Genomic DNA, 13,219 nt, shown 5'->3' with positions numbered 1-13,219 from the left:
CTCTCCCTTGGCATGCCGGGCACGGGCGACGGCTAGCTTGTCGTCGTCCACGACGGACGGACGCCCACCGACGTTGCCGTTGCGGGCCGCAGCGTCCAGCCCTTCCAACGTCTTCTCCCGGATGCCTTCCCGCTCCACCTCGGCACTCACGGCGAGCACGGCGAACACGATGGCACCTGCCCCGTTCGGCTCGTACACGCCCTGAAGGGACCGGACAGGAGCTGCTTTCGGGCGTGGAGCGCCCCACTTGGCCAGCTCCACTGATGTCGGCCCCTGCGGGGCCGCACCGTCGAAGCCGGCTTCGAAACTCGGCATGCCCGATGCGGTTTGCCCATCCCATGGAGGCAGGTGGCCCGCAGGACCCCGAGAAGGTGTCCGCACGATGGCGCACCATGCGCACCGGCTGCACCTGCCGGAGGACTTCCGCATTCACGACTGGCGGCACAGCATGGTCACGAACGATCTGGAGGCCGGGGAGAACCCCGTAGAGGTCTCCGCGAACGTCCGGCACCACTCGCCGGGCTACACGATGGCCCGGTACGGGCACTCACGTAAGGACGGAGCGCGGAAGCTCGCCGCCTCCGGTGCGGGCCGACTCGGCCTGTCATCCCTGGTCTGACCTGGGGAATCTCTGGGCCGTGGGTCACGTGGTTGGTCACGCCACTGCCCAGAAAAGCAAAAAACCCCACCGAGTGGGGTTCCTGCTGGTGTCCGAGGGGGGACTTGAACCCCCACGCCCGATAAAGGGCACTAGCACCTCAAGCTAGCGCGTCTGCCATTCCGCCACCCGGACCGGTGGTCGGCCCCGGTTTCCCGCGGCGACATGGACAACCATAGCAAAGGTTCGACGGGCTTCCGACCACGTTTACGAGCGGCCGCCGGTCCGCCACGCCGTGCTGACCTGCGGGCATGTCGGGCGCCCGGCGGCGCCGGGCCCGTGGGCCCGGCCGCCGTGGGCCGCCCTAGGGGCAGTGGATGACCTGGCCGGCGTAGGAGAGGTTGCCGCCGAAGCCGAAGAGGAGGACCGGGGCGCCGGAGGGGATCTCGCCGCGTTCCACCAGCTTCGAGAGGGCCATGGGGATGCTCGCGGCGGAGGTGTTCCCGGAGTCGACCACGTCGCGGGCGACGACGGCGTTGACGGCACCGATCCTGGCGGCGAGCGGCTCGATGATCCGCAGGTTGGCCTGGTGCAGGACGACCCCGGCGAGTTCCTCGGGGGTCACCCCTGCCTTCTCGCAGACCTTGCGGGCCAGGGCCGGGAGCCGGCTGGTGGTCCAGCGGTAGACGGCCTGGCCCTCCTGGGCGAAGACGGGGGGCGTGCCCTCGATCCGCACGGCGTGTCCCATGTCCGGGACGGAGCCCCACAGGACGGGGCCGATGCCGGGCTCCTCGCAGGCCTCGACGACGGCCGCGCCCGCGCCGTCGCCGGTCAGCACGCAGGTGCTGCGGTCGGTCCAGTCGGTGATCTCGGTCATCTTGTCGGAGCCGATGACCAGTGCACGGGTGGCGGCGCCGGCCCGGATCGCGTGGTCGGCGGTGGCCAGGGCGTGGGTGAAGCCGGAGCAGACGACGTTGATGTCCATCACGGCGGGCGCGCCGCGCATGCCGAGCTTGGCGGCGACCCGGGCGGCCATGTTGGGGGAACGGTCGATGGCGGTGGAGGTGGCCACCAGGACGAGGTCGATGTCGTCGGGGGTCAGGCCGGCGTGCGCGAGGGCCTTGCCCGCGGCCTGCTGGGCGAGCTCGTCGACGGGCTCGTCGGCGCCGGCGATGTGGCGGGTGCGGATGCCCACCCGGGACCGGATCCACTCGTCGTTGGTGTCGACCATGGCCGCGAGGTCCTCGTTGGTGAGCACTTTCGCGGGCTGGTAGTGCCCTAGCGCCACCACGCGTGAACCGGTCATGGGCGGGGTCCCCCTCTTTACGGCAGGCAGTCGGTTGACCAGCTTGGCCTGCTACTGGCCGGTACGGGTGCGCGTGACCCAACAGGATTCCGCCTCCTGAATTTGGAGCATTCCGAGCAACTTCCTGTCGGAACGTCCTGCGCGGCGGATCCGGGACAATGTCCTCGTCAGGTGTGCGCGAGAACGGAACGGGTGGGCTGATCACGATGGGACGGGTCACCGAGCGGCGCCGTGTCGTACGCATCCGGGGCGGGGCGGCCGGGGTCCGGCCCGACACGCTGGTCACGGAGGAGCCGCTGGAGATACGGCTCAACGGCAAGCCGCTGGCCATCACCATGCGCACCCCGGGGGACGACTTCGCGCTGGCGGTGGGCTTCCTGGCCAGCGAGGGCGTCCTCGCCGACGCCGCCGACGTGCGGGCCGTGACGTACTGCGAGGGCGCCACCGAGGACGGTTCCAACACCTACAACGTGGTCAACGTACAGCTGGCCCCCTCGGTGCCCGTTCCGGACATCACGCTGGAGCGGAACGTGTACACCACCTCGTCCTGCGGGCTGTGCGGCAAGGCCAGCCTGGACGCGGTCCGTACGGCGACCCGTTTCCCGGGGCTGGCCTCCGATCCGGTACGGGTGCCCGCGGAGTTGCTCGCGGAGCTGCCGGGCCGGCTGCGCGCGGCGCAGAAGGTCTTCGACCGGACGGGCGGGCTGCACGCGGCCGGGCTGTTCTCGGCGGAGGGCGAGCTGCTCGACGTACGGGAGGACGTGGGGCGGCACAACGCCGTGGACAAGATCGTCGGACGGGCGCTCCGGGCGGGGCGGCTGCCGCTGGCGGGGTCGGTGCTGCTGGTGTCGGGGAGGGCGTCCTTCGAGCTGGCGCAGAAGGCGGTGATGGCCGGGATCCCGGTGCTGGCGGCGGTGTCGGCGCCGTCCTCGCTGGCGGTCGACCTGGCCCTGGAGTCGGGGCTGACGCTGGTCGGCTTCCTGCGGGGCCCGGACATGAACGTGTACGCGGGCGAGGAGCGGATCCTGCTGCCCGGCACCGCCCGGGCCGTGTCGCCGGAACCGCGCGGATAGGACACCGGGCCGACGGCGGGCCGGGCGCCGGCGCGGGCCTGACGCCGGGCCGACGGCGCGGTGGGGGCCCGCGTACAGTCCGAGCGTGCATGACCAGAACCCGCAGCCGCCCCACCGCCCCGGCTCGCCCGTCCGCTCCGGCATCCCCGAGCACGGCCGCGTCCCCAAGTACTACGCCGTCAAGGCCCGCATCGCCGGCCTCCTCGACGAGCTCGGCGAAGGCGGCCCGCTGCCCACCGAGCGCGATCTCGCCGAGCGGTACGGGGTGGCCCGCGAGACCGTACGGCAGGCCTTGCGCGAGCTGCTCCTCGAGGGCCGGCTGCGCCGCTCCGGGCGCGGCACCGTGGTCGCCGGCCCCAAGCTGGAGCAGCCCCTCTCCCTCGCCAGCTACACCGAGGGCGTGCGCCGCCAGGGCCGCCGCCCCGGCCGCACCCTCATCGGCCTGGAGCGCTTCCCCTGCCCGTCCGGCCTCGCGCCCGGCATCGGCGCCGGGGCGGGCGAGCCGGTGTGGCACCTGGAGCGGGTCCTGCTCGCCGACGACGAGCGCGTCGGGCTGGAGAGCACGTACATCCGCGTGGCCCGGGCCCCGCACCTCGACGTCGACTTCCGGCCGGACTCCTCCTTCTACGGCTACCTCCGCGACAGCCTCGGCATCTCCTTCGGGGAGGCGGACGAGAAGCTGGAGACCGTCCTGGCCACCCCCCGCGAGGCCCTGCTGATCGGCACCCCGCCCGCGCTCCCGATGCTGCTCATCCACCGCTTCTCGCGGGACCAGGACGGCCGGCCGCTGGAGCGGGTGCGTTCGCTCTACCGTGGCGACCGGTTCAGCTTCACGACCCGCCTGCGGCCCGAGTAGCCCCCGGACGGTCGGCCGAACCAGCCCGGAACGCCCTGATCCAGGAGCAATCCACATCACGGAATGATAACGGGTCTAGTCCAAGCGTCGAGGGCTGTTCACTGCCCGGTCGTCCCCGCGATCCCCCCGGGTCACGGGCCCCGCCCACCGTGGACGCCGTGAGAGTCATAGTCGTCGGAGGCGGCGTGGTCGGCACCATGCACGCCTGGCAAGCAGTCCAACGCGGCCACGAGGTCGTCCAGATCGAGCGCGAGGCCGAGGCGCGCGGCGCCTCGCTGCGCAATTTCGGCCAGATATGGGTCAGCGGCCGGGCCGGGGGCGAGGAGCTCGACACCGCCCTGCGCGCCCGTGAGCTGTGGGAGCGGATCGGCGCGGAGGTGCCCGGCCTGGGCTTCCGCGCCATCGGTTCCCTCACCCCGGTGCGCAACGCCCGCGAGTACGCGGTCGCCGAGGCGGCCGCCGCCCGCCCCGACGCCGCCGCCCGCGGCTACGAACTGGTCACCGCCGCCCGGGCCCGGCGGATCAACCCGGCCCTGCGCGGTTCCTTCGAGGCCGCCCTGTGGTGCGAGCGCGACGCCGCCGTGGAACCGCGGACCGCCCAGCTCCACCTCCGCGAGGCCCTCCGCGCCTCCGGCCGCTACACCTTCGTCCCCGGCCGCGAGGTCCGCGGCCTGGCCGGTCCCGGAGCCGTCCGCGACGACCACGGCGACGTCCACCGCGGCGACGCCGTCGTCCTCGCCACCGGCGCCTGGCTGTCCGGCCTGGTCCGGGAACTCGCCCCGGAACTGCCCGTCCGCCGCGTCCGGCTCCAGATGATGCAGACCGCCCCGCTGGGCGAGCCGCTCACCACCTCCGTCGCCGACGCCGACAGCTTCCGCTACTACCCCGCCTACCGGAGCGCCGCCCTGGACGAGCTGAACGCCGCCCAGGCGCAGACCCCCGTCGCCGCCGCGCACGGGATGCAGCTGCTGATGGTCCAGCGCCAGGACGGCGGACTGACCATCGGCGACACCCACGAGTACGAGCACCCCTTCGCGTTCGACACCCTCGAAGACCCCTACGACCACCTCGCCGGGGTCGTCGAGTCCTTCCTGGGCCGCCCCCTGCCGAAGATCAGGCGCCGCTGGGCGGGCGTGTACGCGCAGTGCACCGACACCACCCGCGTCGTCCACCGCCAGCAGGTGGCCGACGGCGTCTGGCTGGTGACCGGACCTGGCGGCCGCGGCATGACCTGCTCGCCCGCCATAGCCGAGACCACCGCGAACGAACTGGGCTGGTGAGCCGCATGACCGAAACCCCCACGGGTACGAACGCCCCCGCCGGACTCCCCGTCGAACGGCCCGCCGCACTCCCCGCCGGCACGGGCCGCCGGCTGGTCGTCCTCGACATGGCCGGCACCACCGTCGCCGACGGCGGCCTCGTCGAGCGCGCCTTCGAGCACGCCGCCGCCCGCCTCGGCGTCGAACCGGGCACCCCCGCCCACGCCGAGAAGCTGCGGTACGTCCGCGACACCATGGGCGAGTCGAAGATCTCCGTCTTCCGCCACCTCTTCGGCACGGAGGAACGCGCCCGGCTCGCCAACTCCGCCTTCGAGGAGGCGTACGCGGAACTCGTCGACGGCGGCCTCGTCGCCCCCCTCCCCGGCGCCCGCGCCACCCTCGAGGAACTCCGCGCCGCCGGCCACACCGTCGTCCTGACCACGGGCTTCGCCCGCGTCACCCAGGACGCCATCCTCGACGCCCTCGGCTGGCGGGACCTCGCCGACCTCACCCTGTGCCCCGCCGACGCGGGCGGCCGCGGCCGCCCCTACCCGGACATGGTGCTGGCCGCGTTCCTGCGCACCGGCGCCGTGGCCGACGTGCGCGAGACCGTCGTCGCCGGCGACACTGCGTACGACATGCTCAGCGGCCGCCGCGCCGGCGCCGGGACCGTCGCCGGAGTCCTCACCGGCGCCCACGACCGCGCCACGCTGACCGGACACGGCGCGACCCACGTCCTCGGCTCCGTCGCCGGGCTCCCCGCCCTCCTCGGCCTGCCCGCCCCCGGGGAGTCCTCGTGAGCGGCATCCGCTTCGACTCCGTCTCGGTCGCCTACCACGGCACCACCGTCCTGGACTCCCTCGACCTGACCGTCGAGCCCGGCGAGTTCATGGCCCTCCTCGGCCCCTCCGGCTCCGGCAAGACCACCGCCCTGCGCGCGGTCGCCGGTTTCGTCCGGCCCGCCTCCGGGCGGGTGCTGATCGGCGGCCGCGACGTCACCGCGCTCCCGCCGCACCAACGCGGCATCGGGATGGTCGTCCAGCAGTACGCCCTCTTCCCGCACATGCGCGTCGAGGACAACGTGGCCTTCGGGCTCAGGGCGCAGAAGGCCCCCAAGGCCGGTATCCCCGCCCGGGTGACCGAGGCCCTGGAGATGACGGGGATGGCCGGCTACGCCCGCCGCTACCCGCGCGAACTGTCCGGCGGACAGCAGCAGCGCGTGGCCATCGCCCGGGCCCTCGCCATCCGCCCCGGCGTCCTCCTGCTGGACGAGCCCCTCTCGGCCCTCGACGCCCAGCTGCGCTCCGGGATGCTGGCGGAACTGGCCCGGCTGCACCGCGAACTGCCCGGGGTATCCCTTCTGTACGTCACCCACGACCAGGTCGAGGCACTGACCCTGGCCGACCGGATCGCCGTCATGGACCGGGCCCGTCTCCAGGACTGCGGCACGCCGCGGCAGCTGTACCGGGCGCCGCGCGGCGAGTTCACGGCCTCCTTCGTCGGCAACGCCAACCTGCTGCCGGTGACGGTGGGCGACGGCGGCGCGGTCTTCGAGGGACGCCCGCTGGCCCTCGACTGCGGGCGCGCGGCACCCGGTTCGGCCGCCACCCTGTGCGTACGTCCGCACCTGCTCCGGCTCGGCGAGGGGCCGAACGCCCTGCGCGGCACGATCACCGAGGTGCAGTGGCGCGGCTCGACGCACCGGCTGTACGTGGACGTGGGCGGGCACCGGGTGAAGGCGGACCTGCCCGAGCTGAGGGAGACCCCGGCACTGGGTGACGAGGTGACCCTGCACTTCGAGCCCCGTGACGCGGTGCTGCTGGCCGCGGGGGTGTCCGATGCCTGAGGCCGCTCCGCCGGTGCCCGAGACCGCTCCCCCGCCTCGGACCGCTCCCCCGGTGCCGGCCGCTCCGGCGCGCGCGGCCGTACCGGCGCCGGCGCCGGACGCCGTACCCGGCACCGGAGCCGGCCCGCGGCGCGCGGTCCCGCGCGCGGTGTGGGCGCTGCCGCCGGTGGCGGTGCTCGCGCTGGTGTTCCTCTACCCCCTGGCGCTGGTCGTCCGGCAGTCCTTCACCCCCGACGTCGGCGGCCCCCTCGACGCGTACTCCGCCGTCTTCGCCTCGCACGCCTTCCGCGAGGCCCTCGGCACCACCGTGTGGCTGGCGGTCGGCGTCACCGCCGGCTGCCTCCTCCTCGGCTTCACCCTCGCCCTGGTCATCGCCTTCGTGCCGTTCCCCGGGGCCAGGGCCGTCGCGAAGTTCATCGACGTCTTCCTCTCCTTCCCCTCCTTCCTCATCACCCTCGCCCTGCTCTTCATCTACGGCACGGTGGGCATGGCCAACGGCGTGTGGACCGACGTCCTCGGCGTCGCCGACGGCCCCTTCCACTTCCTCACCACCCCGTGGGGCGTGCTCCTCGCCGAGATCACGTACTTCACCCCGTTCGTGATGCGCCCGCTGCTCGCCGCCTTCTCCCAGCTGGACACCGCGCAGCTGGAGGTCGCCGCGGGACTCGGCGCCGGCCCGGCACGGATCGTCCGGCAGGTGATCCTCCCCGAGGCGCTGCCCGCCCTGGCGGCCGGCGGCAGCCTGGTCCTGGTCATGTGCCTCAACGAGTTCGGGATCGTCCTGTTCACCGGCGCCAAGGGCGTCACGACCCTGCCGATGCTCGTCTACGGCAAGGCGATCCTCGAATCCGACTACGCGGCCGCCTGCGCGGTCGCCGTCGTCAACATCGCGATGTCCGTCGGCCTGTTCGGCCTCTACCGGGTGGTGGGCAAGCGTGCTGGTGCATAGCAAGCGCGGCCGCTGGGCCGCCTGGGGTCTGTTCGGGGTCCTCTTCCTGCCCCTCTTCGCGCTGCCCCTCCTCGTGGTGGTGGCCGCCTCCTTCGCCACCCACTGGTCCGGTGCCTTCCCCTCCGGCCCGACGACCGGGCACTACGCCGCCGCCGTCCGCGGGGAGTCCCTGCGGGCCCTGACCACGTCCCTGGTCACCGCCCTGGCCGCGAGCCTGCTCGCGCTGACCCTGGGCACCTGGGCCGCGCTGGCCGCCGCGTCCCTCGGCAGGCGCGGGAAGCGGTGCGTGGACGCCCTGTTCGTGCTGCCGGTCGCCGTGCCGTCCGTGGCCGTCGGCCTGGCCGTACTGGTCGCCTTCAGCCGGCCGCCCGTCCTCCTCAACGGCACCGGCTCCATCGTCGTCCTGGCGCACACGGTCCTCGTCACCGCGTTCGCCCACCAGTCGGTCTCCGCCGCCCTCGCCCGTCTCGACCCCGCGTACGAGCAGGCCGCGGCCTCCCTCGGCGCCCGTCCCGGCTACGTGCTGTGGCGGGTCCGCCTCCCGCTCCTGCTGCCGTCGCTCACCGCGGCCGCGGGACTGTGCTTCGCCCTGTCCATGGGCGAGCTGAGCGCCACGATGATGCTCTACCCGCCGGACTGGATGCCCCTCCCGGTCCGGGTCTTCACCGCCACCGACCGCGGTGCGCTCTTCGGCGGCTCCGCCGTGGCCGTGGTCCTGATGGCCGCCACCCTGCTGGTGCTGCTGGCCGTCTCCCGCGTCCGCACCCGCGCCTCGTACCGCTGATCCCCGCCGGCTCCGTCCGTCGTCGTCCCAGCAGACTCCTTCCCCCTCGTAAGGAAGCTCCATGACCGGCAAGCTCGTCCTCCGTGCCGCGGCCCTCACCGGCGGCCTCGCCCTCGTCTCCTCCCTCACCGCCTGCGGCGGCTCCACCCCGGCCGACGGCCCCGGCGCCGGCGAGAAGGTGGTCACCGTCTACAGTGCCGACGGCCTCAAGGGCACCCAGGGCGACGGCTGGTACGACAAGGTCTTCGCCGAGTTCACCGAGAAGACCGGCATCGAGGTCAAGTACGTCGAGGGCGGATCCGGCGAGATGGTGCAGCGCGCCGTCCGCGAGAGGACCAACACCCAGGCCGACGTGCTGATCACGCTGCCCCCCTTCATCCAGCAGGCCGACGGCAAGGGGCTGCTCCAGGCGTACGCCCCGCAGGGCTCCGACAAGGTCAACGGGGCCGACAAGGCCGCCGACGGCAAGTGGACCTCCGTCGTCAACAACTACTTCGGCTTCGTCTACAACAAGAAGGAGCTCGGCCGGGCCCCCGGAACCTGGGAGGAGCTGCTCGACGCCACGTACAAGGGGAAGCTCCAGTACTCCACCCCCGGTGTCGCGGGTGACGGCACGGCCGTCCTCATCAAGGCGATGCACGACTTCGGCGGCAGGGAGCCGGCGATGGAGTACCTCAGGAAGCTCCAGGCCAACAACGTCGGCCCCTCCTCCTCCACCAGCAAGCTCGCGCCGAAGACCGACAAGGGCGAACTGCTCGTCGCCAACGGTGACGTCCAGATGAACTTCGCCCAGTCCAAGTCCATGCCCAACCTCGGCATCTGGTTCCCCGCGAAGGACGGCGGCAGGCCCACCACCTTCGCCCTGCCCTACGCCGCCGGCCTGCTCGCCAAGGCCCCGCACGCCGACAACGGCAGGAAGCTCCTCGACTTCATGCTCGGCGAGGAGGCGCAGAAGCAGGTCAGCGAGATCGGCGGCGGCTTCCCGGCGCGCTCCGACATCAAGCCGACCGACGCCAACGCCATCGAACTCACCAAGCTGATGAGCGGGGTCGAGGTCTTCCAGCCGGACTGGGCCGACATCGACCAGAACCTCACCGCTCACGTCGACGCGTGGAAGTCCGCGACCGGAAGCTGAGCTTTGACCCCGCGGCCACCCGCGGCCGCAATAGTCTCCCGTGCGCAACGGGTCCGGACCGCAGGCCGCTCCCCTCCGGTCGGGACCCGCCGCAGGTCCCCGCAGGTACCCGCAGGTCCCCCGCGGATTCCGCGGGTCCGCACGTCCCCGCACGTCCGCACGTCCCCGCACGTCCGCACGCATCCCGCTCGGTCCGCCGCGCCTTCCCCGACGCTCCTGGAGGAGCACGTGTCCACTGTCCTGTCCGGACGCACCCTCGCCGTGGCCGCCACCACCGCCACGGCCCTGATCGCCACCGGCCTCGGCCTCGGCACCACGGCCTCCGCCGCCCCCGGCCCCACCGACCCGGCCAGGGCGGCGGCCGAGGCCGCGGCCAAGGCGGCCGCCTCCGCCCCCGCCCCATCGGCGGCGCGGGCCACCACCGGCAAGGTCCTCGTCATCGGCCTCGACGGCGTGGTCCTCGACCGCGTCAAGGCCGCCAACGCCCCCCATCTCAACGGCCTGATGGCCGAAGGCCTCACCGCCCGCAGCACCCTCTACGCGAACCCGATGGCCGCCACCTCCTCCGGCCCCGGCTGGTCCACCATCGCCACCGGCGTCTGGCCCGACAAGCACGGGGTGAGGGACAACTCCTTCACCGGCAAGGACTACGGCGCCCACCCCGACTTCCTGACCCGCGCCGAGAACGCCAAGCCCTCCCTCAACACCTACGCGGCCGCCGACTGGGAGCCCATCACCTCCACCGACCAGAACGGCCCGGTCTTCTCCGCCAAGGTCGACAAGCGGCTCTCCCTCAAGGGCGACCGCGACGGCTACGGCAACGAGGACCCGAAGATCGCCGCCGCGGCCGCCGCCGAACTCCGCGACCAGAACCCGGACGCCGCCTTCGTCTACCTCGGCCAGGTCGACTCCGCCGGCCACTCCTACGGTGCCGCGAGCCGGCAGTACCTCGACGCCATCAACCGGGTCGACGCGCTGGTCGGCCAGCTCCTCACCGCCGTCAAGGCCCGCCCCGCCTACGCCCAGGAGAACTGGAAGATCCTGGTCACCACCGACCACGGCCACACCGACGGCGGCGGCCACGGCGGCTCCACCATCCAGGAGCGCGGCACCTTCGTCATCGCCAAGGGCGCGGGCATCCCGGCCGGTTCGGTACGCGAGGACGTACGCCTCACCGACGTCGCCGCGATCGCGCTCGCCCAGGTCGGCGTCACCACGGCCGCCCTGGACGGCGTACCGCTGGACACCCCCGACAGCGACCCCTTCGACACCCTGCGCCCGAACCTCCAGGCCCGCGTGGACGAGACCGGGATCCCCGCCGCCACCAAGGGCTTCACGCACACCCCGCCCGCCGGCTGGTCCGTCGACAACTCGAGGATGGGCACGGGCGGAGTCACCGAATGGGCCGGGTGGGCCTTCGCCACCGACGAGTTCTGGAGCCAGGCGCAGCGCGACCAGTGGCGCGAGCTCAACGTCCGCTCCCGCGACGTGTTCGCCGTCGCCGACTCCGACGAGTGGGACGACAAGGCCCACACCGGCACCTTCGACTCCACCCTCGTCACCCCCACGTGGGCGGTCACCGGCGGCACCACGCGCACCCTGGACTTCCGGACGCACTACCGCCACGAGACCGGCCAGACCGCCCAGGTCCTCGTCTCGTACAACGGCGGCACCCCGGCGGTGGTGAAGACGTACACCGCCGACGCCGTCGCCAAGGCCGAGTCCCTCGTCCTCCAGGTCCCGGCGGGCGCCACCAACGTCCAGGTCCGTTTCCGCTACAGCGGCAGCAACAACTGGTACTGGACCGTCGACGACGTCCGTCTCGGCTGAGCGGCGCCGCGCAGGGGACGGTGCCGGCTAGCGGCGCCGGCCCCTGCGCGGGGACGCGGCCGGCTTCGGCTCCGGGGGGTCGATGCGGTGCAGGTCGAGGGTGGCCGGGAGCGGGGTGCTTCCGGGGCCACCGGAGGCGGCCCAGGCGATGATCTCGTCCGTCGCGGTGTCGTCCAGGGCCCAGCCGAACCACACGGCCCGCGCGCCACGGCGCCGGGCCTCCGTCGTGGGCTGCACCACGATCACGTTGGCCTGGGCGCACGGCCCGAGGCAGTCGCTCGTCCGGACCGCGAGGCGCCCGCCGGACGCGGCGGCGGCCTCCCGCAGCCGGGCGAGCTGCCCGGCGTGGTCGGAGCCGGGGTTCTTGCGGGGGTCTCCGCAGCAGCAGCCGCGGCAGACCACGAGGGTGCAGGGGCGCGGGGCGGTGGCGGAGAGCGGGCGTATCCAGGTCACCGACGCACGTTACCGGCCCTGTCCGGCGGGGGGTTGGACCTCGGGCGAGACCTCCACCACACGTCGAGCGCCGGGCCGGTCCCGGCGGAGCGCCTCGGGGTCCCGGGCGCGGCGGCGGGCCAGGACCGCGCAGACCATCAGCTGCATCTGGTGGAACAGCATCAGCGGCAGCACCGCGAGGGAGGCCTGCGCGCCGAACAGGACACTGGCCATGGGCAGTCCGGCGGCGAGGCTCTTGTTCGACCCGGCGAACTGGATGGCGACGCGGTCCGCGCGGCCGAAGCCGAGGCGGGGAGCCCCGTACCAGGTGACGAGGAGCATGACGGCGAGGAGTACGGCCTCCACGGCGATCAGCGCGCCGAGGCGCGGGAGCCCGACCCGCTCCCAGACGCCGGCGGTGACGCCCGCGCTGAAGGCCGCGTAGACGACGAGGAGGATGGAGCCCCGGTCGACGCGGCCGAGCACCTTCTTGTGGCGGACCAGGAAGCCGCCCACCCAGCGGCGCAGGACCTGGCCGAGGAGGAAGGGCAGCAGCAGCTGGAGGGCGATCCGCAGGAGCGAGTCGGGGGAGAAACCGCCCGCGTCCTTGCCGAGGAGGGCCGCGGCGAGCAGCGGGGTGAGGAGGATGCCGGCGAGGGAGGAGAAGGAGCCGGCGCAGATCGCGGCGGGGACGTTGCCCTGGGCGATCGAGGTGAAGGCGATGGAGGACTGGACGGTCGAGGGGACCAGGCAGAGGAAGAGCAGGCCGGTGTGGAGCGGCTGGGTGAGCAGGCCGGGCACCAGCAGGCGGGCCGCCAGACCGAGCAGCGGGAAGAGGACGAAGGTGCAGGCCAGGACGGTGAGGTGGAGCCGCCAGTGGCGCAGGCCGTCGAGGGCCTCCCGGGTGGAGAGACGGGCCCCGTAGAGGAAGAACAGCAGGGCCACGGCGGCGGTGGAGGCGCCTCCGGCGAGGGCGGCGCCGGTACCCCGGGCGGGGAGCAGCGCGGCGAGGCCCACGGTGGCGAGCAGGGCCAGTACGTACGGATCCAGGGGCAGCCGGGCGGGGAGGCGGGGGCGTCGCATGGGTGCTCACTTGCTGTCGTGCGGCGTCGGAACGGGGGTACGGCCCCATCGTGGCGGCTCGGCGGTCA

13 protein-coding genes, 1 tRNA gene and 1 pseudogene are annotated in these 13,219 nt (G+C 73.4%); 10 read left to right on the top strand and 5 right to left on the bottom strand.

All coding sequences use genetic code 11. The features are described from left to right. Positions 1–6 precede the first annotated feature (6 nt). A pseudogene (locus ACZ514_RS00930) lies at positions 7–315 on the bottom strand (recombinase family protein); the annotation flags it as partial. Between the two features lie 67 nt (positions 316–382). On the opposite strand from ACZ514_RS00930, the gene ACZ514_RS00925 reads away from it, so the two are divergent. After that, entirely contained in the window at positions 383–619 is a 237-nt protein-coding gene (locus ACZ514_RS00925) for a hypothetical protein (protein WP_468173017.1), read from the top strand. 86 nt (positions 620–705) lie between these two features. On the opposite strand, the gene ACZ514_RS00920 is transcribed toward ACZ514_RS00925, so the two are convergent. Together ACZ514_RS00920 and ACZ514_RS00915 are read right to left on the bottom strand one after the other, a co-directional pair. Beyond that, positions 706–793: transfer RNA gene (locus ACZ514_RS00920), tRNA-Leu, on the bottom strand. A gap of 169 nt (positions 794–962) precedes the next feature. After that, a complete protein-coding gene (locus ACZ514_RS00915) occupies positions 963–1,904 on the bottom strand; it encodes a beta-ketoacyl-ACP synthase III (RefSeq protein ID WP_468698113.1) in 942 nt (313 codons plus the stop codon). A gap of 206 nt (positions 1,905–2,110) precedes the next feature. On the opposite strand from ACZ514_RS00915, the gene fdhD reads away from it, so the two are divergent. The 9 genes from fdhD to ACZ514_RS00870 all read left to right on the top strand — a co-directional run bounded on the left by fdhD (position 2,111) and on the right by ACZ514_RS00870 (position 11,636). Continuing rightward, a complete protein-coding gene (fdhD, locus tag ACZ514_RS00910; RefSeq protein WP_468698393.1) occupies positions 2,111–2,977 on the top strand; it encodes a formate dehydrogenase accessory sulfurtransferase FdhD in 867 nt (288 codons plus the stop codon). An 85-nt stretch (positions 2,978–3,062) separates the two neighbouring features. Further along, a complete protein-coding gene (locus ACZ514_RS00905) occupies positions 3,063–3,833 on the top strand; it encodes a GntR family transcriptional regulator (RefSeq protein WP_469123743.1) in 771 nt (256 codons plus the stop codon). Positions 3,834–3,991: 158 nt separating this feature from the next. Continuing rightward, complete coding sequence (locus ACZ514_RS00900; protein ID WP_469123742.1) at positions 3,992–5,113, top strand: TIGR03364 family FAD-dependent oxidoreductase; 1,122 nt, start codon at positions 3,992–3,994, stop codon at positions 5,111–5,113. A 5-nt stretch (positions 5,114–5,118) separates the two neighbouring features. Next, the gene (locus tag ACZ514_RS00895) at positions 5,119–5,892 is read left to right on the top strand and encodes a phosphonatase-like hydrolase (protein ID WP_468173007.1); all 774 of its coding nucleotides are present in this window, start codon (positions 5,119–5,121) and stop codon (positions 5,890–5,892) included. Further along, positions 5,889–6,938: an ABC transporter ATP-binding protein gene (locus tag ACZ514_RS00890; protein ID WP_469123741.1), complete on the top strand. Its 1,050-nt coding sequence runs from the start codon at positions 5,889–5,891 to the stop codon at positions 6,936–6,938. The genes ACZ514_RS00895 and ACZ514_RS00890 overlap by 4 nt, the downstream gene beginning before the upstream one ends. Next, entirely contained in the window at positions 6,931–7,887 is a 957-nt protein-coding gene (locus tag ACZ514_RS00885; protein ID WP_469123740.1) for a 2-aminoethylphosphonate ABC transporter permease subunit, read from the top strand. Before ACZ514_RS00890 ends, ACZ514_RS00885 begins: the two co-directional genes overlap by 8 nt. Next, entirely contained in the window at positions 7,874–8,671 is a 798-nt protein-coding gene (locus ACZ514_RS00880) for an ABC transporter permease (protein WP_469123739.1), read from the top strand. The genes ACZ514_RS00885 and ACZ514_RS00880 overlap by 14 nt, the downstream gene beginning before the upstream one ends. 61 nt (positions 8,672–8,732) lie before the next feature. Further along, positions 8,733–9,806, top strand: coding sequence for a 2-aminoethylphosphonate ABC transporter substrate-binding protein (locus ACZ514_RS00875; RefSeq protein ID WP_469123738.1), 1,074 nt, complete (start codon positions 8,733–8,735; stop codon positions 9,804–9,806). A gap of 285 nt (positions 9,807–10,091) precedes the next feature. Further along, entirely contained in the window at positions 10,092–11,636 is a 1,545-nt protein-coding gene (locus tag ACZ514_RS00870) for an alkaline phosphatase family protein (RefSeq protein ID WP_469124172.1), read from the top strand. A 27-nt stretch (positions 11,637–11,663) separates the two neighbouring features. Here ACZ514_RS00870 and ACZ514_RS00865 read toward each other — a convergent pair whose 3' ends face one another. Both ACZ514_RS00865 and ACZ514_RS00860 read right to left on the bottom strand, forming a co-directional pair. Further along, positions 11,664–12,089, bottom strand: a complete 426-nt coding sequence (locus tag ACZ514_RS00865) for a (2Fe-2S) ferredoxin domain-containing protein (protein ID WP_468172991.1) — start codon at positions 12,087–12,089, stop codon at positions 11,664–11,666. Between the two features lie 9 nt (positions 12,090–12,098). Beyond that, positions 12,099–13,151: a bile acid:sodium symporter family protein gene (locus ACZ514_RS00860; protein ID WP_469123737.1), complete on the bottom strand. Its 1,053-nt coding sequence runs from the start codon at positions 13,149–13,151 to the stop codon at positions 12,099–12,101. Between the last annotated feature and the right edge of the window lie 68 nt (positions 13,152–13,219).

Source organism: Streptomyces sp. NPDC034086 (genome assembly GCF_055575515.1).
The sequence above is the reverse complement of the archived record's forward strand: the minus strand, read 5'-3'. Positions and strand labels throughout refer to the sequence as shown.

Excerpts from the sequence above, each read along its gene's own strand:
- fdhD (WP_468698393.1), top strand. The coding sequence starts at position 2,111 with ATGGGACGGGTCACCGAGCGGCGCCGTGTCGTACGCATCCGGGGCGGG.
- ACZ514_RS00895 (WP_468173007.1), top strand. The coding sequence starts at position 5,119 with ATGACCGAAACCCCCACGGGTACGAACGCCCCCGCCGGACTCCCCGTC.
- ACZ514_RS00860 (WP_469123737.1), bottom strand. The coding sequence starts at position 13,151 with ATGCGACGCCCCCGCCTCCCCGCCCGGCTGCCCCTGGATCCGTACGTA.
- ACZ514_RS00875 (WP_469123738.1), top strand. The coding sequence starts at position 8,733 with ATGACCGGCAAGCTCGTCCTCCGTGCCGCGGCCCTCACCGGCGGCCTC.
- ACZ514_RS00915 (WP_468698113.1), bottom strand. The coding sequence starts at position 1,904 with ATGACCGGTTCACGCGTGGTGGCGCTAGGGCACTACCAGCCCGCGAAA.
- ACZ514_RS00885 (WP_469123740.1), top strand. The coding sequence starts at position 6,931 with ATGCCTGAGGCCGCTCCGCCGGTGCCCGAGACCGCTCCCCCGCCTCGG.
- ACZ514_RS00925 (WP_468173017.1), top strand. The coding sequence starts at position 383 with ATGGCGCACCATGCGCACCGGCTGCACCTGCCGGAGGACTTCCGCATT.